Source organism: Paenibacillus pectinilyticus (assembly GCF_001700435.1).
Lineage (GTDB): Bacteria > Bacillota > Bacilli > Paenibacillales > NBRC-103111 > Paenibacillus_E > Paenibacillus_E pectinilyticus.
In genome coordinates this window covers 425,127-447,817 of the sequence record NZ_LYPC01000028.1, presented here as the reverse complement: position 1 = coordinate 447,817, position 22,691 = coordinate 425,127, and the positions used below count along the sequence as shown (strand labels likewise).

Below are 22,691 nucleotides of genomic sequence, written 5' to 3'. Positions count from 1 at the left end.
CGGCCTTATGGATTGGCTTACTACCGTCGATCATAAGAAAATCGGTATCCTGTATTTACTAGCGGGCGGCTTCTTCTTCCTCGTCGGAGGACTTGAAGCAATCTTGATCCGGATTCAGCTTGCTTTTCCAGATCAACATATTTTCATCGGCGATTCATTTAACCAATTAACAACGATGCACGGAACAACGATGATTTTCTTTGCGGCCATGCCGGTAATCTTCGCCTTCATGAATGCCATCGTTCCTCTACAAATTGGTGCAAGGGACGTTGCGTTCCCTTTCGTTAACTCCCTTGGCTTCTGGTTGTTCTTTGCCGGCGGCGTGCTCATGAACACAAGCTGGTTCTTGGGCGGAGCACCGGATTCCGGTTGGACGGGGTATGCACCGTTGTCCTCGATCACAGATTCTGGCTGGGGACAAACGCTTCAAAACAATTTGCAAGGTACAGACTTCTATGTACTCGGCTTGCAAATTGCAGGTATTGGTACGCTAATCGGGGGGATTAACTTCCTTGTAACGATTATCAACATGCGTGCTCCTGGTCTTACATACATGCGTATGCCTATGTTTACATGGTCTGCTTTTGTAACTTCAGGTTTGATTGTTCTTGCTTTCCCTGCAATTACGGTTGCATTGGTTGAACTTATGTTTGACCGTGTCTTCGGCGGCGCATTCTTTGATGCTGCCAGAGGCGGTAATAACGTACTATGGGAGCATCTATTCTGGATTTTCGGGCATCCCGAAGTTTACATCTTGATTCTTCCTGCATTCGGTATTATTTCTGAGATCGTTTCTACATTTTCGAAAAAACGTCTGTTCGGATACAGCTCCATGGTATTTGCAACAGTTCTGATTGGTTTCTTAGGCTTCATGGTTTGGGTTCACCATATGTTTACAGCAGGTCTTGGCCCAGTTGCGAACTCGATCTTCTCGATTGCAACGATGGCAATTGCTGTTCCAACAGGTGTGAAAATCTTTAACTGGTTGTTCACACTCTGGGGTGGTCAAATCCGCTTTACAACAGCGAATATTTTCGCTACAGCGTTCATTCCAACCTTCGTAATGGGGGGAACAACAGGGGTTATGCTTGCGATTCCAGCAGCTGACTTCCAGTATCATGACACATATTTCGTAGTAGCGCATTTCCACTACGTAATCGTTGGTGGTCTAGTACTTGGCTTGTTCTCAGGTCTTTACTACTGGTGGCCGAAAATGTTCGGTCGTATGTTAAGTGAAGGTTTAGGTAAAGTGCATTTCTGGTTGTTCTTTATCGGCTTCCATTTGACATTCTTCCCGCAGCATTTCTTGGGACTAATGGGGATGCCGCGACGCGTCTTTACGTATCAGCCAGGCTATGGCCTTGAAGCAGGTAACTTGGTATCTACGATTGGTGCATTCCTTATGGGTATCGGTACGTTGGTGTTCCTTATCAACATTATTGCTACACAAAGAAAACCAAAAACCGCTCTTGCAGATCCGTGGGATGGCCGTTCCTTGGAGTGGACAATTCCTTCACCTGCACCTGAGTATAACTTCAAACAAACTCCGCTTGTTCGCGGCTTAGATGCTTTCTGGAAAGAAAAAATGGCTGGTAACAAAGAAATGACACCAGCTGAACCAATCGGTTCGATCCACATGCCATCGGCATCGATCTTGCCACTTGTTATGTCTGTTGGTTTGTTCATCGCTGGTTTCGGCTTCATGTACAGAAACTACTATGTTGCAGCCGCAGGGATCATCGTTACATTCATTGCTATGTTCTGCCGTTCGGTATTCGACGACCACGGTTGGCATATTGAACCGGAAGAACTTGAAGACGATCATAAGGGGGTAAAGGCATGAGTAGTCATCACACGGGCGCACTGCCTGCTAATCCGGAAACGGCTACCCTCGAAGGGAAAAATAAAGTTCTTGGCTTTTGGCTTTTCCTTGGCGCAGAGGTTGTATTGTTCGGTTGCTTATTCGCAACGTATATTGCCCTTCGGAACTCTGTTCCGGATGGCCCAACAGCCGATGAACTGTTCAAACTCAAAACAGTTGGTTGGTCAACTTTCATCCTTTTAACTAGTAGTTTAACGAGCGTATTCGCGATTATGGCGATGCACCGTCAAAAGCTAGGCCAATTGTTATTTTGGTTAGCAGTAACTGTATTGTTCGGTCTTGCGTTCTTAGGAATGGAGATTTACGAGTTTAGAGAGTACGTGCATGAAGGTCACAAATTTACGACAAGTGCATTCTCAACTTCGTTCTACACGCTTGTTGGTTTCCACGGTGCTCACGTAGCATTCGGTGTTACTTGGATTACACTGTTGATTTTACAAGGACTTAAGAAAGGTCTTACAGTTGTTACAGCTCCTAAGTTTTATGTAGCTTCGCTGTACTGGCACTTTATTGACTTAGTCTGGGTATTTATCTTTACAGTTGTCTATCTGATGGGGAAGGTGGGTCACTAAGATGAGTAGCAATTCTCACGGTACTTCCGCACCTAGCAAGCGAGTAAAGCATGATTCACCAACAAATCACTATTTGACTTACATTATTTCGATTCTTCTCACCATGTTGGCATTCGCTGTCGTACTTTACGGGGATTTGGATCGTTCGTTTATCTTAATTTTCATCGTATCCTTAGGGATCGTGCAAGCACTTGTTCAGTTGCTTTTCTGGATGCATGCCAAAGAAAGAGGTCATTTGTTTCCTTTGATCTTTATCGGCGGCGGCGCACTTGTAGCTGTAACTGGCGTGCTCATGGCTGTATATTGGTGCTGGTGGTAAGAAAGCAAGAAGAGGCAACTTTGTTTAGACAAAGTGCCTCCTCTTTTTTTAAGAAAGTATAAGTTTTCGGTTTCCGAAAACGTCTTGCTTATTGGCGATAAAACTTACCTCTAAACGCGGTCGCACATCTGTAAATGGCCTCGATAGAGGTTTTCTCATTGAAATTATGTTCCTCTCGAAAGGAGAATAGATGCAGGTATGAGTCAGATTGGTGGATTTTTCGATTTGTGGAATCCTGTTTTACTGTTGATCGTTGTTGTGATCGGATATTGCTATAATCGATTTGTCGTGAAAGGGAATGGGAGTTCCACAAAATCAGAGCCACTGTCGATCACACAGCAGCTTTCCTTTTACGCAGGGCTTTTCTTATTCTATGTCGGGCAAGGAAGTCCAATTAGCTATATTGGTCATCACTATTTGTTCAGTATGCACATGCTGTCACAAACGATTCTATATTTAATTGTACCTATCCTGATTTGGTTAGGAACACCAGGATGGTTGGTACGTGTATGCATGAAAAATCTCGTGTTTCGTAGCTTATTTTCATTTTTCACCAGACCTCTAATTGCGTTGTTCATGTTCAATATGCTTTTCTCCATTTACCATATGCCTTTTATTATGGATTACTTGATGGTGAATGATGTATGGTTATTGGTTTATCATAGCGTGCTATTGATCACAGCTTTCTTCATGTGGTTCCCCGTGTTCTCGCCAATGCCTGAGCTAAATGGCTTGAATGATCTGAAGAAAATGGCATATATTTTCGGGAATGGGGTCTTGCTGACACCGGCGTGTGCCCTTATCATTTTCGCAGATTCGATTATTTATGATATGTATGGCAGCGTCACCGTACCTTTTGCTCATTTATCTCCTTTGGATGATCAACAGCTCGGTGGTGTCATTATGAAAGTATTGCAAGAGATCATATACGCCTCTACATTAGCTTATATCTTCTTCCGCTGGTATCGAAGAGAGCGCAAAGATGAGGATGAATTGGACCCAATTCCTTCTCAAGAAAGCTTGACTAATCAAGGCGGGAGCTGGAATCGCGCTTAGAGAAAGGATTAGAAAGATGCACATTTTGCCTACGATTTCCACGATGTTTATCGTGATTAGTGCCATTTTTGTTGGTTTCGGATGGTATCATATTGTCAAAGGAAACCGCGATACACATGAAAAGCTGATGGTTCTTGGCGCGATTTTCGCACTGGCCTTTTTCATCATCTACATGTCTCGTACGTTGTTTGAAGGAAATACAGCATTCGGTGGACCAGACAGCCTGAAGCTACCCTATCATCTGTTCTTGTTCTTTCATATTACTTTGGCCACAGTTGGAGGCGTTCTTGGCCTCATCACATTGTGGTTTGCGTATAAGAAGAAGTTTCTCAAACATAAGAAAATCGGGAAAGTTGCCGCTATTGTATGGCTGCTGACTGCTCCTACTGGGGTTCTTGTATACGTGTTGCTTTACGTGATGTATCCAGGTGGAACGACCAAGCCAGTGATTGATGCGATTTTTGGATTGTAAAAGATAAATAGCACGCCATGATGCGGGAATAAGCATCATGGCGTGCTATTTTTTTATCGGAGTGATGTGTGGGGTCTATTTCACCAAACCATTGCGGAGAGCTAGAACCACGACTTGTGTGCGATCTTCAACTTCAAATTTCTGAAGAATATGATGGACATGTGTTTTGACAGTCCCCTCGGAAATCATCAGCTTCTGAGCAATCTGGTCATTGCGAAGCCCATAGGCCATCTCCTGTAAAATATCTTTTTCCCTTGCTGTGAGCGGTTCGGCTAGAAGCGATTCCTGATTAGAATCAGCAGCGGTTAAGCCAGAAGCCGCTACACGCGACAGCACATCCGCCGCCAAACCAGTTCGGAAAACAGCTTCACCTCGAAAGACTGCGCGTATCGTCCCCAGCATGTCCTCCACTTCAGCATCTTTTAATAAATAGCCGACAGCACCTGCGCGAATGCCTTGGTAAATGTATTCTTTATCATTAAAGGTTGTTAAAATAACGATTTTCGTTTGCGGCAAACGACTCAGAATTGCCTGAGTGGCTTCAATGCCTGTCATACGGGGCATTTGAACATCCATGAGAATGACATTTGGCTTATATAGAATGGCCATTTCTAGGGCTTCCTGCCCATCAGCCGCTTCCCCTACGAGTTCCATATCATCTTGGACCCCGATCACATACCCGAATCCTTGACGGATCAGCGTCTGATCATCCACAAGGAGCACTTTGATTTTATTTTCAGTGAGCATGTTCATCCATCCTAACCTTTGGAATTTCCGCTACCAACTCGAACCCGTTTGGCTCGCGATTAGTAACGAGAAGGCTCCCGCCTTTTTCTTCCAACCTTGCCCGCATAACCTTCAAGCCAAAACCTTCGTTCACCCGCTGTTCAGCTTCAGAATGACCATTATCTAAGATACGCATGACCCATTTCTCATCGTCAGCAACTAAGCTTACTTCGATCTCTGTCGCATTCGCATGCCGAATCACATTCGTGATAGCTTCCTGCAACACACTAAACCATAGCCCATTCAACTGAGGATCTAAGTCTTCGTCCGATACGGAGGAATGGAACACATATTGAATGGAAGAGGAGGCCTCCATACGCGCAAGTAAGGCTTTTAGAGGGAGAATGCCTGAACGTGATTGATCATCGGCCAAAGCGTGAACAGAAGTGCGAATATCATGAAGGCCTTGCCGTGCGACCACTAACATGCCTTCTAAAGATTGCGCGGCCTGAGCTGTATCTCGATCCAGCATATAGCGCATAGCCTGCATTTGGACAATCAGTGAGGTTAGGCTGTGTCCTACAGCATCGTGGATGTCTCTGGCAATGCGCGTCCGTTCTTCAAGAACCGCATAGTGCATATCTTTTACGGATGCTTTTTGTAAGTCATCGTAAGCATCCTGCAGCTCATGCAAATGCTGTTTATTCAAGGCGTACATCGAATTGCGCTGCATGCGGCTCCGAATGTTTAAATAGAGTGCAATGGCGAGGAGAGCGAATGTTAAAAAGGTGAAGACGTCTTCGCGGCCGAATCGGGTATAGAGGAATGCGATCACCATCATCGTAAGAACGGCTGGGACAGCCGATCTGGTCTTAGAGAGGCGAATAGAAATCGAGAAGAAGACGATAGCTAGCATATATATAAACTTTGTCTCATGAAGCCATAGAAGCCCTAGAGCTGTTTCTACTAATAAGATAGCGGACACCAGAACAATTTTACTTCGTGACCACCAGGATACAGGAAAGAAAAAAGTGGAAATGAAGGAAAGATAGGTGATCAGCAGTAGAGCAATCTGGAGGGGACTGCCGTGCATGAAGGGGTTACCGCGAAGTAGCAGTAAGAGAACAGCGGCCCCGATGAGCAGCTTAGCAATCGTATTGTTTTCGCCCCGTAACATGTCGTATACCCTCCAGTGAAATTGACTTTGAATTTATAAGTGTACACACATTGTATGTGTTTCTCTCCGTAAAATCAAAGAATTCCTAGTGCGCGATTTGCGAGTATCGATGGGGAATGATGAATTTCAATTCATTTATTTTCCAATTTCATGTAAAATAAGATGCGTAAGCAACTTCGATATGGAAGGCAGGCTTGACGATGACATACCCTTTAGTAATAGAAGATGTATCTAAGCAATATGGAGATAAAACTGCCGTGAACCGTATCCATCTGCGCGTAAAGCAAGGAGAGATTTATGGCTTACTAGGCGCCAATGGAGCAGGGAAAACCACGACGATGCGCATGGTACTGGGTCTTATTTATCCAGATCAAGGGAGTATACAGTGGAACGGGCAGGGCTACAGGGAAGAATTACGAAGCTTGATGGGGTATTTACCGGAAGAGCGCGGCTTGTATCCCAAAGTAAAAATAAGTGAGCAAATCATATACTTAGCTGAACTTCGCGGAGTGAAAAAAAATCAGGCAGATCGCAGCTTGAAGGAGTGGCTGGAGAGGTTTGAGGTACCTGATTACTATAACCGCAGGGTCGAGGAATTGTCCAAGGGAAACCAACAGAAAATTCAATTCATCGCGGCTGTTATTCATAATCCGGAGATTTTGATTCTCGACGAAGCTTTCAGCGGACTCGATCCCGTGAACGTAGAACTATTGAAAAAAACAGTGAAAAGCTTACGTGACGAGGGCAAAACGATCCTATTTTCCAGTCATCGGATGGACCATGTGGAGGAGCTTTGCGAGCATATTTGTATTTTGCATCGGTCGAATACGATTCTGCAAGGCAGTTTGAAGGAGATTAAAGCGAGCTTTCCGAAAGAACGCGTCATTCTTGAAACGGAGGAGGATATCGAGGGATTAGATCGACTTTCAGGCGTGACATCGGTAAACAAAGGATTAAAAGGGTATGAAATTCGGATCACTTCTCCAGAAACGGCACAGCAAATCCTTCAGTTGGCGATGGAGCAATCGGTTGTTCAGCGGTTTCAAATCATGGAGCCAACCTTGAACGAAATCTTTATCCAAAAGGTGGGGAATAACCATGAATAGGATTGTTACCGTTATCAAATTTACGTATATGACCCGTTTCCGAATGAAATCTTTTCGGATTATGAGTCTTATTCTAATCATCCTAATGTCCGTTATGATTCATCTTCCTACACTTATAAATAAATTATCATCGAATGAGCCAACGAAAATCGGTGTATTCAGCACGCAACAAGCGGAGTTAGCTGCTAAGCTGACAGCCTTTTACAATAACCAGCCGAACGCAGATATTCGCATTGTTCCGCTTCCTGAAGGCGGCAGCGCTGAAGCGAATGAGGCGCTTGGCAAGCAGCAGATTGCTGATAAGAAGATTAAAGGGTACTTAGAGATCACTGAAGGTAGTAAGCAAGGCGTTTTTCCGAAAATGGTGTACAAATCCACGGGAACCATGGAATTCTCCTTGAAAAGCAAGCTTCAAACGACGCTGCAGCTGATCAAAACGGACATCGTTCTGCAGGGGGCAGGCTTACCGGACGCGCTTAAAGCCGACCTTCAAACGCCAGTCTCACTGGAAACGGTTCAGATTTCGACGACGGATAAAGCAGCAACAGGTAAAACAGAAGCGCAAATGGTGATGTCCTATGCCCTTGTCTATGTGATGTTATTCCTGTTGTACATGGGTGTCATTGGCTTTGGCAACATGGTCGCCACAGAAATTACGTCGGAGAAAAGCTCGCGCGTGATGGAACTCCTGATTACAAGCGTGTCACCGCTCAAGCAGATGTTTGGCAAAATCATTGGAATCTGCTTGCTAGCCTTAACGCAAATTGCTTCATTAATCGCTGTCGGAGCTATCAATTTGAAGTTGAGCAGCCCATCGGCGATCAAGGATCTGCACCTCAGTTGGCATGATCTGCAGCTCTCGCTGATTGTGTATTTCTTAATCTTCTATCTGTTGGGCTTCTTCATCTATGCCACGATCTTCGCAGCTGTGGGCTCGTTAGTGAGCCGAACAGAGGATGTTGGGCAAGCGATTATGCCAATCACGATCGTCATTGTAGCGGCCTTCATGATCGCGGTCTTCGGGTTAAATCAACCGAATGCTCCTTTCGTAGTCACGATGTCATTCGTGCCCTTCTTCTCGCCGCTCATTATGTTCCTGCGGATCGGGATGAGCAGTCCGCCCTTCTGGCAAATCGCGATTTCGATCGCGATTCAACTGATTTCGATCGGCGCTATGGCATGGCTTGCCGCTAAGATTTATCGCACTGGCGTGCTCATGTATGGCAAACGGCCTTCATGGAAGGAGCTTCGTAAGGCGATGAAGGCGTATCGGACTTAGTGGTAAAAGAGACGAGCCGTCATCAAGGTCAAGGCAAATGGAAAAGTTAACTACATGGCTGTTTTTGGGTAGATGTATCTACTCAGGGACAGCCGTTTTCTTTTGGTTATCGGGCGTACTCGAAGCCGAGCTGTAACGCCCAAAAGGGCCGTTACAGCAGCGGTTTGCCGTCTTTCGAGTGGCAACAGCGCAGCGTAACGCCCTAAAAGGGCCTTACAGGTCTAGCACGTGTTCGAAGCCGAACTGTAACGCCCAAAAGGGCCGTTACAGCAGCGGTTTGCCGTCTTTCGAGTGGCAACAGCGCAGCGTAACGCCCTAAAAGGGCCTTACAGGTCTAGCACGTGTTCGAAGCCGAGCTGTAACGCCCCAAAAGGTCGTTACAGCGGAGGTTTGCCGTCCCCCGAGCAGCGCTACCACTATTTTCAAACAAAATAACGAAACCCATCGAACAAAATGCCCCTTTCGCACGTCGCGCGCGATGCCATACGACAAATTAGCTCATCTTCACAAACAGCCGTCAGTTCTTCCTAGTCGTTTCTTTCGATACAATGAAAGCGCATACTGTTTTCATAAAGGAGACTACCCTATGAACTTCAACTTTGACCTGAACATCGTGCCTTTTAGCCGAAGAGAATCGTTTCTAGCGGTCTCGATTTTGCCGCAAGCGCAGGGTCGACAAGAAGGCTTGTATCTGCGCACCGTGCGCGGTGGTGATGACAAATTTGGCGAGGCTTTTCATATTGATATGCGCGATAACGACGGTCACTCCGTAGCTTTTCAGACAATCGCTTGTCCGGAGAAGATCAGGCTGGTATCCGAATCAGGATTAATGGCTGAGATTTGTATTTCCGACTCACATACTTTTCGGATTCGTACACAAGGCTGTAGCATACGCTTAACCTTTCGAACGGCGGCTTACGATTATGCCTATCAAGCTGCTTCCCGAAGCTGGGAAGTCAACAGCTTCACACATGAATGCCGATTTATGCTGACAGCGTTGGTCGGCGATATCCAAATGGAGGTTCCCTGGGACAAAATCAAAAGCACCTATGTGATCGCAGACTTCCTGCCAGATGGCGAATCGGGAATATGCGAGTTTGCCATAGAGGAATTTCGCACGGTATGGGAACCCCGTGAGATCTGGGAGTCCTTCGACGATGTGGTGAAGCAAGTGAAGGATGAGTTCGAACAGTGGCTGGATCGTACATTAACACTTCCAGAACGCTGGCAGGCAAGTAGAGCGCTCGCTGCTTATATCACATGGTCGTGTCTTGTTCCAGCAGAAGGCTGCCTAACGCGGCCCGCGATGTATATGTCCAAGAACTGGATGACGAATATTTGGAGCTGGGACCACTGCTTCAACGCAATGGCACTCGTTCGCAACGACCCCAAGCTGGCCTGGGATCAATTCATGATATTCTTTGATCGGCAAGATGAAAGCGGCTTGATTCCAGATTTCATCAATGATAAATATGAGCTTTGGAACTGCAATAAGCCGCCGATCCACGGATGGACGCTTTCTTGGATGATGGCCAGAACGGACTATATTAAAGAGGCACAGCTGCGTGAAGTCTATGGCCCCCTTTCCAAATGGACGAAATGGTGGTTTCGCTATCGGGATGGGGATGGAGATGGTATTCCACAATACAATCACGGCAATGATTCCGGTTGGGATAACAGCACGGCATTCAATAATGGCATTCCGGTGGAAAGTCCGGATTTAGCTGCTTTCCTCATATTACAGGCCGAACTGCTAGCAGAAATTGCAGGACTGCTCGGATATGCGGAGGAAGCGACCGAATGGCGATGGCTGGCGGAGGGCACACTGGAAAAGATGATTCATCATTTCTGGAAGGAAGACCGTTTCACGGCCTGCCGATCTGGCACACATGAGCAATCGGATGGAGATAGCCTGCTCTTATTTGTTCCCATTTTACTTGGGAAACGTCTGCCTGAGCCTGTTCGCACAGCTTTGCTTGCGGGGCTCCGAGACGAAGATCGGTTCTTGACCCGTAATGGCTGGGCTACGGAAAGTGTGAACAGCCCTTACTATCTCCCTGATGGCTATTGGCGAGGCCCGATATGGGCACCCTCAACAATGCTGCTCCTAGAAGGGGTAGTCGCAGCAGGGGATCGCGAACTGGCGGAACTGGTTGCGCAGCGTTTCTGTACAATGCTGGATCGCAGCGGAATGGCCGAGAATTTTGATGCGTTGACTGGACAAGGCTTACGTGATCGTGCGTTTACATGGACATCAAGTGTGTTTTTGATATTAGGTCATGAGTACACGAACACAACAACCTAACGAGTACCTGCACTTCTCCCTGCGACAAAAATGGCAGAGGGGAAGTGCTTTTCAAGTTTCAATTGGTGTGGCAGCCATGCTACACTTTAGAATAGGATTCGACAAAGCATGCAGGAGGGGGAGGCATCATGAAGGGATTTTTGCTCAAGCAGCTCAATACCCGCCTGTTGCGCGGCTCGTATCGGAGCATTCGTACGAAGCTGTTGTTCTGCTTTCTCATCGTGACGATCATTCCATTACTTTCCTTAGGCGCGCTGTCCTATTATCAATCCGCAAAGGTGATTAATTCACAGTTTGGCAAATACGGAGAGAACGCAGTGGCACAGCTGGAGCAGCAGACGAGTTCTTATTTGAATCGGATGAATCAGACGACGGAGACGGTGTATTCGTATTTACTGGATCCTGCAAGGGCAGATCTAGGTAACCAAGTGCCGACGACATACGAAGAGATTATGAATAAGGATGATTTTGAGGTCCTCCTGAAAGCGCTTAAAACCGATCAAACAACGGGCATTTATATTATCACAAACTCTGGATACTACTACGGTGAAAATAATCTCGATGTCACGAAGCTCGCCCGCATACCAGCTTGGCAAGCCATGTCGGATGCGTATCAGGGGAAGTATTGGTTGGGCTTCTACCCACAGAATCATGGGATGCAGGAAACGGTAGGCTCCGGAATACCCGTGCTGGGTTTGGCTGTACCTATTAATAATCCTTATGGTGCCCTGCAGGGTAGTAAGATTCTTGTGGAGGAGAATGCAGCAGATCTGCTTCATATGTTCCAGCTGTTCGAGAATGATACGAAGGCGCACTTAAGCATAGTAGATCCGCAAGGGCGAATGATATATGAGACGCAATCGGACTTCACTTCACAATCCAGCGATATTGTCTGGAACAAAACACTTGCTGCTAATCAATGGCGCATGGAGGCGAGACTGCCAGCACGCTCTTTTTATCGCTCTTCAGAGACGATCCGAATGAATACCCTTGTGGTCGCTGTTGCGTCCTGTCTGCTGGCTTTTGGGCTTGCCTATCTGTTCTCCTCACGGTTCACGGCGCGGATTCGACGTCTTAAGGATGCCATGCAGAAAGTGAGCTTTGGTAAGCTGCATACGCGGACACAGGTAGAAGCTAAGGATGAGCTTGGGAGCTTGGATACGAGCTTTAATAATATGGTTGGCGGCATTCAGTCGCTGATAGGGGAAGTTGAACAGAGTGAGCGGCTCAAGAAAGAAGCGGAGCTGAAGGCTTTCCATTATCAGATCAATCCGCATTTGCTTTTTAACACACTCAATTCCATTCAATGGAAAGCGAGACTGCAAGGAGCAGAGGATATCCGCCAAATGCTCTATCATTTAACGATGGTGCTGGAGGGAAATTTGGATATTTCGCAAGAGTTGATTCCAATAGGCAGAGAGCTGCGGATGATTGAGCATTTTCTGAAAATACAAGAGGTTCGCTACGGTCCTGAATTCAATTATGAACTGACGTGCGATGAGTCGCTGAAGCAGTATCTCATTCCTCGGATGACGCTGCAGCCGCTGTTTGAGAATATATTTTTCCATGGTTTCGAGGATGGTAAGGGGGAAATTCGGTTAACCGTTCGGGAAAAAGGAAACCTGTTGCAGCTTACGTTATCGGATAACGGTGCTGGTATTCCGGCGGATAAGCTGAAGCGATTGCTTTTGCCAAACGAGACAGAACGTAAAGGAAGAGGCGGATTAGGCGTACAGAATGCCGATCAGAAATTTAAGCTACATTTTGGAATGCAGTATGGGTTACAAGTGCAATCCGTTCAAGGTGAAGGAACGACGATCATTGTGGCATGGCCCAAAAAGGAGGAGCGTCCAAATGGAAACCATCAAGCTTATTAAGGTAATTATCGCAGATGACGAGGGGATTGTCCGGAAAGGGCTCCGTTCGACCGTGCCGTGGGACAAATATGGGATGGAAGTGGTAGCAGATGCTTCAAATGGCCGTAAAGCCTGGGAAGCTTTCCTTGAGCATCGGCCGCAAGTACTCATTACGGATATCGTCATGCCTGAAATGGATGGCATTGAATTATCGCGGCGAGTGAAGGAAGCCGCTCCGGATACCAAAATCATCTTGCTGAGCTGCCACCGGGATTTCGAGTATGCACAGCAGGGGATGAAGCTGGGTGCAGCTGGATATCTGCTCAAAACCGCATTTGAGGATGAAGAACTGGAAGGTATGCTTGCGAAGTTTCAACATGAGCTTGGGATCACGCATCCGGTAAACGCTACACCCGAGCCAGCAACTAGCGATGCCGAGGATGAGCGGCTAGGTACCCTGCTTTATGCTTGGTTAAACGGCCACAATGACAAATTCATGGGGGAGATGGAGAAACGTACGCGCGAGGCGTGGTCTTTCCAGGGAGAGCCTGTCTATATCTTTCTCATCAAGACATCCGGTTGTCAGGCTTCATGGTTGGAGCTCTTACAGGATGCCGCTCAGGAAGACCGTCAACTCTGCGCAGGTGCCATCCTGCCTTATGGCAATGAACGCTGCTATTATATTGTGCCGCAATCCTGCCTAACCGCTGCGGAGAGCATGCTGGTGGAAAGAAAGAGCGATAGTGCGAAGCTGCAGTGGTCTAGAAGAGGACCGTTGACAAGCACGGAGGAACGTCTAGAAGCATTAACAGCCTTGCATAAAGCGGCAGAAATGGAGAAACTCTATGGCGTAACGGCGACAGATTGGCCCGAGCCGATTTGGAAAGCAGTTAAGCTGCTGCACGACAATCCAGCGGCAGAGTGGTCTGTCAGCGATGTGGCTGGACAGGTTGGCCTCAGTCGCAGCCACTTCTCCATCCTCTTCAAGAAAGCGGTGGGCGACAGTTATGTTGCATTTCAGTATAAAAGAAAGCTCAAACTGGCGTATGGTCTATTAAAGGATACGGCGCTGACGATGCAGGAAATTGCGGAACGTACAGGGCTTGGCGACAGCAAATATTTCAGCAAATGGTTCAAGCGCTGCACAGGTCAAACACCTAGCCAGTACCGCTCCCAACAAAAAGACGGCACCCTCCGAACATAAGGACACTCAGTGCCGTGAATCGAACAAAAATACGCAAACATTCGAATAGTTAACGGTTTTGAACCGCTTTCATTAGAGTTATGATGAAAGCGGTTCAATTATTATATATACCTCACTCACAATAAGGGGGCTGACAGAATGAACAAGAAGCTTACACTCATTCTTACGACTGCAATAACGATGACAGCGCTTACGGCATGCGCTGGTAATAACGAAGGCACGAGCGGTAAAGCCACACAAACGGCTGATGCTGCAAATGCAGCCAAAGTGAAGACGCTCCGTTTTGCAACATGGGATACCGGAGATGCCCTCAAGATCGAGCAGGATATCGCGAAGAAGTTTGAGGCGAACCATCCGGGAACGAGTATTCAAGTGGAAGCGTATGCGGACGGTTTTGACCAGAAGCTGGCAGCGGGCTTCGGTGCTACGAACCCTCCAGACGTGATGTATATGTGGGATTTTCCAACGTATCATCAGTCGCTTGAACCACTGGGCAGCTATGCTGACGGGGATAAAGATCTGAAGAAGGATGACTTCTATAAAGGGTTGTTCAACTATGCAACAATCGACAACACGCTCTACGGCATTCCTGCTGGATTCACAACACGCGTGGTTTATTACAACAAAAAAATGTTCGACGATGCGAAGATTCCTTATCCAAAGGATGGCTGGACATGGGATGATTTCCAAACGATTTCGAATAAGTTAACAGATAAAGCGAAGAAACAATACGGCTTCGGTGTACGAGCAGAGAACGACACATACGATTTGCAAGGATTTGTTTGGAGTAACGGTGGTTCCTATATCTCGGATGATGGAAAAACGATCAACGGCTTCATGAACAGCAAAGCAACAGCTGGAGCCATTCAAATGTTCGGGGATATGGTTAAGAACGGTTCGGCTGTACTAGCCGGAGGTAAGGGACAGCAAAGCGGAGAGGACATCTTTAAAGCTGGCAAAATCGCTATGTGGGAGAGCGGGATTTGGCCGTTGGAATCCTTCAAGGAAGCAGGGATTGATGTTGGAACGGTAGAGATGCCAGCCTTTCCTGGTAAGCCCGTCAAAGGTGTCGTTGCTGAATCTGCCCTATCGATTGCGAAAGATTCGAAGCAGAAGGATTTGGCTTGGGAGTTCATCAAATATTATGTTTCCAACGAAGCGATCAAACTGCGTGTAGCCGATTTACCCGTTAGAGTCAGTGTAGTAAACGAGCTTAAAAAGGACCAGGATCCACTGTTCAAGCCGTTTTACACGATGCTGCAACGTTCCGATAACTCGCCGGCTTTCTTGCTGAATGCGAAATGGAATGAGATGAACCGTCAGTTATCATCGGCCGTGGAAGCTGTCGTGCATGGAAGTAATGCACAGGAAGCACTGGATCAAGCCATGAAAGACAGCGAGCGTTATTTGAAATAACACTACAGTACGACAGAAAGAAGGTTAGGAGATGGCTCAAACCTACCCGCAGCAAGCTAACGCAGCGACACAAATGGCCAGCCTCAAGCCTAGCAGGAAACGTAGATGGGGTGGGGTCATTCCCTACCTCTTCATTTTTCCATGGATCTTCGGATTCCTAGTCTTTACTTTAGGGCCGTTGTTATTCTCACTCATTATTTCATTTTTCGACTGGCCGATTGTAGGTAAAGTTCGGTTTATCGGTTTAGGCAATTATGTAGATATGTTCACCGATGATCCGCTGTTCTGGAAGTCGTTCGGTGTAACAATTAAGTTCGCGGCGCTATTTGTTCCGCTGAATATTGCGGTTGCGCTCGGACTCGCGATACTGCTTAATCAGAAAGTGCGCGGCAGCGCTATTTTTCGAACAGCATTCTACTTGCCCTCTGTGCTCTCTGGTGTTGCGTTAGCCATGATCTGGGCGTGGGTATACAGCGGAGATTACGGTATTCTGAACTACTTCCTATCGCTTGTCGGCGTGCAGGGGCCGGATTGGCTGAATAGTACGCATTGGTCACTGGTTGCGATGGTGGTTGCCAGCCTATGGGGACAAGGTTCCATGATGCTCGTTTTTCTCGCAGGCCTCAAAGGCATTCCGAAAGACTTATACGAATCCGCTTCCATCGACGGTGCGGGTAAGATCAGGCAATTTTTCAGTGTTACGATTCCGATGCTTAGCCCAACGATCATATTCAACCTCATTACCTCCATTATCGCGGCGTTCCAGCAGTTGACCCTTGCGCTCCTGCTCACAGGAGGCGGTCCACTGAAATCGACGTATTTCTATGCGATGTATATGTACGAGAATGCTTTTAAGTTTTTCAAAATGGGTTATTCGGCAGCCAACGCCTGGTTCATGTTCCTGATCGTACTCAGTCTGACGTTCTTAGTCTTTAAGTCATCGGAAGCATGGGTGTTCTATGAGGGTGAAATGAAGCGTAATCCGAAGAAGAAAGTGAAAGCGGTCAGAAAGGGGCGCTCCGAATGAAACGGATTATCGTGTATTCGCTTTTGATCATCTGTTCACTGCTATTCGTTGCTCCATTATTTTGGGCACTAACGACGGCATTGAAATCGCAATCGGAGCTGTACCTTTTTCCTCCAAAATGGATCCCATCCCAATGGAAATTCAGCAACTTCGCTGACGCGTGGACGATACAGCCATTTACCTTATTCCTGAAAAATACCGTCCTCGTGACGTTTTTATCTACACTTGGTCAATTAATATCTTGTACGCTCGTCGCCTACGGATTTGCTAGATTCGAATTTAAAGGCCGTGATTTCTTATTCCTAGTTGTACTTGCCACGATGATGATTCCTTGGGAAGTGACCATGATTCCACAGTATATGGAGTTTAATTACCTGGGCTGGATTAATACGCTCAAACCGTTAATTGTTCCGTCGTGGTTCGGTTCAGCCTATTTCATCTTCTTGCTGCGGCAGTTTATTCTAACGCTTCCTCGTGAACTCGATGAGGCGGCCACGATTGATGGAGCTAACCAAATCGCCATACTGGTGCGGATCATTGTACCGCTTATGGGACCCTCGTTGATTTTAGTCGGCGTATTTCAAATGATGAGCTGTTGGAACGACTATCTGGGCCCGCTCATTTTCCTAAATGATCAGTCCAAATATACATTGACACTAGGCTTGTCCCAATTCAAAGGAATGTTCGGTGTCGATATGCAGTCCATTATGGCCATTACTTGTCTAATCTCAATTCCGCCGCTAGCCGTGTTCTTCTTCGCACAACGCTACATTGTCGGGGGCATCGCAGGTACGGGAATTAAGGGGTAAATGTTAGCTTAGTACATGAAATAAATAGATAGAGATGCGAGGGGAGAAGCAGCCATGTCTAACAATAATGTCGCCAGAGATTGGGATAATCTCGCGGTGCTGGAGCGCAACCGTACGAAGAGTCGAGCCTATTTCATCCCTCATTGGGATATAGCCGGAGCTTTAAGTTACGACCGAGGGAGTTCGCCTTGGTTCAAATCCTTAAATGGCAATTGGAAATTTCATTATGCGAAGGGGCCAGAATGGGCACAGGATGATTTTTATACAGCGGATTATGACCTATCGGGTTGGGATGAGATACAGGTGCCGAGCCACTGGCAGTTAAAAGGGTATGGACATCCGCATTATACGGATCTCTATTATCCGTTCCCGGTTGATCCGCCGCATGTGCCTAACGATAATCCGACAGGCAGCTATGTGCGAGAGTTTGAGCTTCCCAAGCTTTGGGACGGCAGGAAATTGTGCGTGAAATTCGATGGCGTAGACAGCGCTTTTCATGTGTGGGTGAATGGAAACTTCGTTGGTTACAGCCAGGGAAGCCGATTAACGTCAGAATTTGATCTGACACCGTACGTGAAAGAGGGCATTAATCGCATGGCTGTTCGTGTCTACCAATGGTCAGACGGGAGCTACTTGGAAGACCAGGATATGTGGTATATGAGCGGGATTTTCCGCGATGTGTACCTGATTTCGGAACCATCCTCCCTACGAATGGTGGATTACCGGATTGTAACGGAATTGGATGCGGCTTATCGCGATGCAACCTTACACGTTGAAATCGAACTGCAAGGAGATGCAGGGGGCGGTGAAGTCCAGCTTCAGCTTTTGGATTATAAAGGTCATTCTGTTATTTCGGCTAAAAGACAAATTACACTTGCTGGTACTGATGAGGCTATTGTGGCATTTACAATACCGGTCTCCAAGCCTTCGCTTTGGAGTGCAGAAGCGCCGACCCTCTATCATTTGACGATAGGCATTGTGGATCAGAACGTAACCGTGGTTGAGACAGTTGCTCAACGGGTGGGATTCCGCAAGATTGAAGTCAAGGATGGCCAGTTTTTGGTGAATGGCAAAGCGATCTTGCTGAAAGGTGTCAACCGTCACGATCACCATCCAGATTCAGGCCGCACCGTAACGGTGTCTACCATGATCCAAGATGTGAAGATGATGAAGCAGCATAACATCAATGCAGTCAGAACGGCTCATTATCCGAATGATCCGCGGTTCTACGATATTTGTGATGAATATGGCTTATACGTCATGGAAGAAACGGATCTAGAAACGCACGGCTTCGAGCCTTTGGGCAATATTTCCCGACTGAGCGATGATCCTGCTTGGCAGGAAGCCTATGTCGACCGTGTACGCCGCATGGTGGACCGTGATAAGAATCATCCTTCTGTGCTGTTCTGGTCACTTGGCAATGAATCTGGCTTCGGCTGCAACTTCCGGGCGATGTCGGCTTGGTGTAAAGGGGCAGATCCAACGCGCCTCATTCATTACGAGGAAGATCGCGAAGCGGAAGTGTGTGATATTGTCAGCACCATGTACTCCTCCGTGGAGAAAATGGTCGGCTTCGGTCAATTGGTTGATCATCCGAAACCGCATATCCTCTGCGAATTCGCCCATGCGATGGGCAATGGCCCAGGCGGGCTCAAGCCATATTTCGATACTTTCGATGCCTATAGAAGGCTGCAGGGTGGATTCGTCTGGGAATGGATCGACCACGGTATCCGCAGGAAGACCGCTGACGGTAAAGACGATTACGCTTACGGCGGCGACTACGGCGATGTACCGAACAATAGTAATTTCGTGATTGATGGTCTTGTTCAACCGGATCGGACACCTTCACCAGGCCTTATTGAATATAAGAAAATTATTGAACCCGTCCGGGTCTCCTATATAGAAGAAGGGCGCATTCGCATTATGAATCGCTATGATTTTGTAACGTTAGAGCACCTTCAGGCGCATTGGAGTGTGACAGTAGATGGGCGAACTGTCCAAAGCGGCGTGCTGGAACTTCCGCAGATTCGTCCAGGGGAAAGCGCAGAGGTGCATGTTCCTCTAGGAGAGGATATGCAGCTAGCGGTATTGGCACAAGAGGCTGAGCGATGGCTGAATGTCGGCTTCACCCTTGCAGTAGATTGCCTCTGGGGCGAGCAAGGACATGAGGTAGCATGGGCGCAGATGACCATGGAGGCTCGCGCTAATAATTCGTCTTTTGCAGCTATCGCAGCTCGTCCGCCTATTCAGAGCTTAGCATGCACAGAGGAAGGGCGTCAGCTTGTCCTAGCGAATGATGCGTTCCGCATCGCTTTTGATACCCGTCAGGCTGGAATCAGCTCCCTGCGGATGAATGGGCATGAGCTTGTGAATACAGGGCCGCGTCTCAACTTCTGGCGTGCGCCGATTGATAACGATATGTATGTGCTGCCTGATTGGTATAAAGCACATCTCAATAGACTCAGTGAGCGAATCGACAGTTGCCGCTGGGAACAGCTGAGTGAAGGTACAGTTCGGATCACGTATACGTCTCGGATTGCTCCTCCCGTATTCGATTGGGGCTTCCGCTGTGAGACAACTTACACCATAACGGGTTCTGGCCTTATCGTGATGGATGTGCACGGTGTTCCAGAAGGTAAGACGCCGGCGATGCTGCCTAAGATTGGCCTCCAAATGGAGATACCAGGAGACATGGACGCTGTAAGGTGGTACGGGCGTGGTCCTGGGGAGAACTACTCCGATAGTAAGGAAGCAGGACGATTCGGCGTGTATAGCCAATCAGTGGATGAATTATTAACGCCTTATATTTATCCGCAGGAAAATGGCAATCGTACCGATGTCCGATGGGTATCCGTAACTGATGGAGCCGGAATCGGCCTGCTTGCCGTAGGTGCACCGACACTTGAATTCAGTGCACGTCGCTATACAGATGCTGACATAGAAGCAGCTAAGCATGCGAGTGATCTTGTGCCACGCGATTTTGTTACGCTCAACCTGGATTATAGGCAGAATGGGCTGGGCAGCAACAGCTGTGGACCTGCTCAATCACCGGAGAACACCGTTACTTCAGAAGCATTCCGCTTCCGAATCATGCTCAAACCTTACCTATCCGAGGATGCTTCACCTGAACGATTAAGTCATCAAATGAGATCTGAAGTGCAAATGAACCATCACCAACAGGAGGGAACCAACCATGCTTAACAACACACAAGACGTATTGAACTTATCTGGCAAAATAGCCGTTGTGACTGGCGGTGCCTCAGGGATTGGCCTTGCGACAGCTGAGTTGTTGGCCAGCTTTGGAGCGACTTCCATCCTTCTTGATATAAACGAAGCGCAAGGTGAGCAGGCGGTGGCTGGAATTAAGCAGCAAGGCGGGCAAGCCAGCTTCTACCGCTGTGATGTTTCTTCCTCCGCAGACTGTCAGCGTGTTGCCAATGAGATTGATGCCGCACACGGAAGAGTAGATATTTTGTTCAACAATGCGGGGATCATTCGTCGTAAAACAGTTGTTGAACTGGATGAACGCGATTGGGATCTCGTGATCGATGTTTCCTTGAAGGGCGTATATCTGCTGTCCAAATATATCATCCCCATCATGGAGCGCGAAGGAGGAGGCAGCATTATTAATTCCGGTTCCGGCTGGGGGTTAAAAGGCGGAGATCGCGCTGCAGCCTACTGCGCAGCCAAAGCTGGCGTCGTGAACTTAACACGCGCAATGGCGATCGATCATGGTATCGCCAACATCCGCGTGAACTGCGTATCGCCAGGCGATACGGATACACCGCTGCTTCGGGACGAAGCAAGGCAGCTGCAACGGAACGAAGCCGAATTCCTGGTCTCCTCTGCCAGCGGCCGCCCGTTGGAGCGACTTGGAACACCGCGTGATATCGCGAATGCCGTGCTGTTTCTGGCCAGTGACATGTCTTCTTGGGTAACGGGAAGCGTGCTTGTTGTAGACGGCGGGGGCATTGCCTGACCCACTCCTTCCACATCACCTTTTCGCATGTCTAGTCCGTGGCACATAGAGCAGCTATCTACCAACAACGATGAATGGAGGCGTTACCTTTGTCTACTAACAGAACTTATGCCCATCCTTATATACCGAATACCGTGCCTGAGGTTCGTGATGCGATGCTGAAGGAAATTGGCTTAACCTCGATGGATCAGCTGCATGATGCCATTCCTGATAGTTTGAAGCTGAAACGCGAAATGAACCTTCCGCCAGCTATGACCGAATATGAGTTGCGTCGTCATATTGATGGCCTGCTCGCTAAGAATAAGCATGGTGCGGCCTATCTGAATTTCCTCGGAGCGGGCTGCTGGCAGCATTTTATTCCCGCTGTCTGCGATGAAATCAATCAGCGTTCGGAGTTCGTGACGGCTTATGCTGGTGAACCATATGAGGATCACGGACGCTTCCAAACCCTTTTCGAATATCAAAGCCTAATGGCTGAATTAGTCGATATGGACGTCGTGAATGTCCCTACGTTCGACTGGGCGCAAGCGGCATCAACTGCGATTCGGATGGCCGGCCGCATGACAGAACGTCGTGTCGCACTGCTTCCCAAGTCAGTCGATCCCGACAAAGTCATGATCATTAACAATTACTGCACACCTGTGATGGAGCTGCGTTTTGTTGAGATCGATGCGTCTACTGGCAAAATGGACCTGCAAGATTTGCGCAGTAAACTATCCAGCGACATTGCGGCAGTCTACTTCGAGAATCCTGGGTATCTAGGCATTATTGAAGATCAAGGACAGGCAATTTCGGAGCTTGCCCACACGGTAGGTGCTATCGTTATCGTTGGTGTGGATCCGATCTCGCTTGGTGTTCTTCAACCGCCTAGCCAATACGGCGCCGATATCGTCTGTGGCGATTTGCAGCCGCTGGGTATGCATATGAACTATGGCGGCGGTCAAGCTGGATTTATCGCAACGCGTGATGAAGAGGCTTACGTAATGGAATATCCTTCACGGTTGTTCGGTATCGTGCCGACGGAAGTGGAAGGCGAATATGGCTTCGGCGATGTCGCGTATGAACGCACATCCTTCGCCCTTCGCGAGAAAGGGAAAGAGTCCGTCGGGACACAAACCGCATTATGGGGGATCACGGCAGGTGTTTACCTATCCTTGATGGGGCCGGCCGGTATGCAAGAGGTCGGAGAGACCATCATGCAGAAGTCGCAATATGCAGCTAAGAAGCTTTCCGCTATTCCGGGTCTCTCACTACGGTTTGGGGAGACGGCTTTTTTCAAAGAGTTCATTATTGATTTCAATGAGACAGGTCTGACTGTAGCTCAAATTAATGCAGGCCTATCTGAAACTGGTATTTTCGGGGGAAAAGATTTGTCTGTTGCATTTCCAGAATGGGGACAATGCGCTCTTTATTGTGTGACCGAAATTCATTCGCAGGGTGATCTAGATCGTCTAGCTGACGCCATTCAAACCATCATTCGCAAACCGTGATCGACTGACATAGAGA

18 protein-coding genes are annotated in these 22,691 nt (G+C 47.7%); 16 read left to right on the top strand and 2 right to left on the bottom strand.

Features of this window, described 5'->3' with window-relative positions; genetic code table 11:
- Window positions 1–7 precede the first annotated feature (7 nt).
- From ctaD to A8709_RS29710, 5 genes are all read left to right on the top strand, one after another.
- Window positions 8–1,843 (top strand): cytochrome c oxidase subunit I, encoded by a 1,836-nt coding sequence (ctaD, locus tag A8709_RS29730; RefSeq protein WP_208607777.1) that lies wholly within the window; start codon window positions 8–10, stop codon window positions 1,841–1,843.
- Window positions 1,840–2,454, top strand: coding sequence for a cytochrome (ubi)quinol oxidase subunit III (locus A8709_RS29725; RefSeq protein WP_065858066.1), 615 nt, complete (start codon window positions 1,840–1,842; stop codon window positions 2,452–2,454). Before ctaD ends, A8709_RS29725 begins: the two co-directional genes overlap by 4 nt.
- Window position 2,455: 1 nt before the next feature.
- Window positions 2,456–2,773: a cytochrome C oxidase subunit IV family protein gene (locus tag A8709_RS29720; RefSeq protein ID WP_065858064.1), complete on the top strand. Its 318-nt coding sequence runs from the start codon at window positions 2,456–2,458 to the stop codon at window positions 2,771–2,773.
- A 198-nt stretch (window positions 2,774–2,971) separates the two neighbouring features.
- Window positions 2,972–3,829, top strand: coding sequence for a cytochrome c oxidase assembly protein (locus A8709_RS29715; RefSeq protein ID WP_065858062.1), 858 nt, complete (start codon window positions 2,972–2,974; stop codon window positions 3,827–3,829).
- A 16-nt stretch (window positions 3,830–3,845) separates the two neighbouring features.
- Entirely contained in the window at window positions 3,846–4,301 is a 456-nt protein-coding gene (locus A8709_RS29710) for a DUF420 domain-containing protein (RefSeq protein WP_065858060.1), read from the top strand.
- A 75-nt stretch (window positions 4,302–4,376) separates the two neighbouring features.
- Here the strand turns inward: A8709_RS29710 and A8709_RS29705 are convergent, their stop codons facing one another.
- A complete protein-coding gene (locus A8709_RS29705) occupies window positions 4,377–5,048 on the bottom strand; it encodes a response regulator (RefSeq protein ID WP_065858059.1) in 672 nt (223 codons plus the stop codon).
- Complete coding sequence (locus A8709_RS29700) at window positions 5,038–6,204, bottom strand: sensor histidine kinase (RefSeq protein WP_065858057.1); 1,167 nt, start codon at window positions 6,202–6,204, stop codon at window positions 5,038–5,040. Before A8709_RS29700 ends, A8709_RS29705 begins: the two co-directional genes overlap by 11 nt.
- 200 nt (window positions 6,205–6,404) lie before the next feature.
- On the opposite strand from A8709_RS29700, the gene A8709_RS29695 reads away from it, so the two are divergent.
- The 11 genes from A8709_RS29695 (at window position 6,405) to gcvPA (ending at window position 22,675) form a co-directional block, all read left to right on the top strand.
- On the top strand, window positions 6,405–7,310 hold the full coding sequence (locus A8709_RS29695; RefSeq protein ID WP_065858055.1) for an ABC transporter ATP-binding protein: 906 nt from the start codon (window positions 6,405–6,407) through the stop codon (window positions 7,308–7,310).
- The gene (locus A8709_RS29690; protein ID WP_065858053.1) at window positions 7,303–8,589 is read left to right on the top strand and encodes an ABC transporter permease; all 1,287 of its coding nucleotides are present in this window, start codon (window positions 7,303–7,305) and stop codon (window positions 8,587–8,589) included. The genes A8709_RS29695 and A8709_RS29690 overlap by 8 nt, the downstream gene beginning before the upstream one ends.
- A 586-nt stretch (window positions 8,590–9,175) precedes the next feature.
- A complete protein-coding gene (locus tag A8709_RS29685) occupies window positions 9,176–10,894 on the top strand; it encodes an amylo-alpha-1,6-glucosidase (protein ID WP_065858051.1) in 1,719 nt (572 codons plus the stop codon).
- A 128-nt stretch (window positions 10,895–11,022) separates the two neighbouring features.
- Window positions 11,023–12,771: a cache domain-containing sensor histidine kinase gene (locus tag A8709_RS29680; protein ID WP_065858049.1), complete on the top strand. Its 1,749-nt coding sequence runs from the start codon at window positions 11,023–11,025 to the stop codon at window positions 12,769–12,771.
- Entirely contained in the window at window positions 12,749–13,954 is a 1,206-nt protein-coding gene (locus tag A8709_RS29675; RefSeq protein WP_065858047.1) for a response regulator transcription factor, read from the top strand. Before A8709_RS29680 ends, A8709_RS29675 begins: the two co-directional genes overlap by 23 nt.
- A gap of 138 nt (window positions 13,955–14,092) precedes the next feature.
- Window positions 14,093–15,370, top strand: a complete 1,278-nt coding sequence (locus tag A8709_RS29670) for an ABC transporter substrate-binding protein (protein WP_065858045.1) — start codon at window positions 14,093–14,095, stop codon at window positions 15,368–15,370.
- Between the two features lie 73 nt (window positions 15,371–15,443).
- Window positions 15,444–16,397, top strand: a complete 954-nt coding sequence (locus tag A8709_RS29665; protein WP_065858745.1) for a carbohydrate ABC transporter permease — start codon at window positions 15,444–15,446, stop codon at window positions 16,395–16,397.
- Window positions 16,394–17,206: a carbohydrate ABC transporter permease gene (locus A8709_RS29660; protein ID WP_065858043.1), complete on the top strand. Its 813-nt coding sequence runs from the start codon at window positions 16,394–16,396 to the stop codon at window positions 17,204–17,206. Before A8709_RS29665 ends, A8709_RS29660 begins: the two co-directional genes overlap by 4 nt.
- A 54-nt stretch (window positions 17,207–17,260) precedes the next feature.
- Window positions 17,261–20,407 (top strand): beta-galactosidase, LacZ type, encoded by a 3,147-nt coding sequence (gene lacZ, locus A8709_RS29655; RefSeq protein WP_065858041.1) that lies wholly within the window; start codon window positions 17,261–17,263, stop codon window positions 20,405–20,407.
- The gene (locus tag A8709_RS29650; RefSeq protein ID WP_065858039.1) at window positions 20,400–21,185 is read left to right on the top strand and encodes an SDR family NAD(P)-dependent oxidoreductase; all 786 of its coding nucleotides are present in this window, start codon (window positions 20,400–20,402) and stop codon (window positions 21,183–21,185) included. Before lacZ ends, A8709_RS29650 begins: the two co-directional genes overlap by 8 nt.
- 89 nt (window positions 21,186–21,274) lie before the next feature.
- Window positions 21,275–22,675: an aminomethyl-transferring glycine dehydrogenase subunit GcvPA gene (gene gcvPA, locus A8709_RS29645; protein ID WP_065858037.1), complete on the top strand. Its 1,401-nt coding sequence runs from the start codon at window positions 21,275–21,277 to the stop codon at window positions 22,673–22,675.
- Window positions 22,676–22,691 lie beyond the last annotated feature (16 nt).

What these genes read in the sequence shown, in the direction of transcription:
- ctaD (WP_208607777.1), top strand. Translation starts at nt 8, where the DNA reads ATGGATTGGCTTACTACCGTCGATCATAAGAAAATCGGTATCCTGTAT.
- A8709_RS29725 (WP_065858066.1), top strand. Translation starts at nt 1,840, where the DNA reads ATGAGTAGTCATCACACGGGCGCACTGCCTGCTAATCCGGAAACGGCT.
- A8709_RS29720 (WP_065858064.1), top strand. Translation starts at nt 2,456, where the DNA reads ATGAGTAGCAATTCTCACGGTACTTCCGCACCTAGCAAGCGAGTAAAG.
- A8709_RS29715 (WP_065858062.1), top strand. Translation starts at nt 2,972, where the DNA reads ATGAGTCAGATTGGTGGATTTTTCGATTTGTGGAATCCTGTTTTACTG.
- A8709_RS29710 (WP_065858060.1), top strand. Translation starts at nt 3,846, where the DNA reads ATGCACATTTTGCCTACGATTTCCACGATGTTTATCGTGATTAGTGCC.
- A8709_RS29705 (WP_065858059.1), bottom strand. Translation starts at nt 5,048, where the DNA reads ATGCTCACTGAAAATAAAATCAAAGTGCTCCTTGTGGATGATCAGACG.
- A8709_RS29700 (WP_065858057.1), bottom strand. Translation starts at nt 6,204, where the DNA reads ATGTTACGGGGCGAAAACAATACGATTGCTAAGCTGCTCATCGGGGCC.
- A8709_RS29695 (WP_065858055.1), top strand. Translation starts at nt 6,405, where the DNA reads ATGACATACCCTTTAGTAATAGAAGATGTATCTAAGCAATATGGAGAT.
- A8709_RS29690 (WP_065858053.1), top strand. Translation starts at nt 7,303, where the DNA reads ATGAATAGGATTGTTACCGTTATCAAATTTACGTATATGACCCGTTTC.
- A8709_RS29685 (WP_065858051.1), top strand. Translation starts at nt 9,176, where the DNA reads ATGAACTTCAACTTTGACCTGAACATCGTGCCTTTTAGCCGAAGAGAA.
- A8709_RS29680 (WP_065858049.1), top strand. Translation starts at nt 11,023, where the DNA reads ATGAAGGGATTTTTGCTCAAGCAGCTCAATACCCGCCTGTTGCGCGGC.
- A8709_RS29675 (WP_065858047.1), top strand. Translation starts at nt 12,749, where the DNA reads ATGGAAACCATCAAGCTTATTAAGGTAATTATCGCAGATGACGAGGGG.
- A8709_RS29670 (WP_065858045.1), top strand. Translation starts at nt 14,093, where the DNA reads ATGAACAAGAAGCTTACACTCATTCTTACGACTGCAATAACGATGACA.
- A8709_RS29665 (WP_065858745.1), top strand. Translation starts at nt 15,444, where the DNA reads ATGGCCAGCCTCAAGCCTAGCAGGAAACGTAGATGGGGTGGGGTCATT.
- A8709_RS29660 (WP_065858043.1), top strand. Translation starts at nt 16,394, where the DNA reads ATGAAACGGATTATCGTGTATTCGCTTTTGATCATCTGTTCACTGCTA.
- lacZ (WP_065858041.1), top strand. Translation starts at nt 17,261, where the DNA reads ATGTCTAACAATAATGTCGCCAGAGATTGGGATAATCTCGCGGTGCTG.
- A8709_RS29650 (WP_065858039.1), top strand. Translation starts at nt 20,400, where the DNA reads ATGCTTAACAACACACAAGACGTATTGAACTTATCTGGCAAAATAGCC.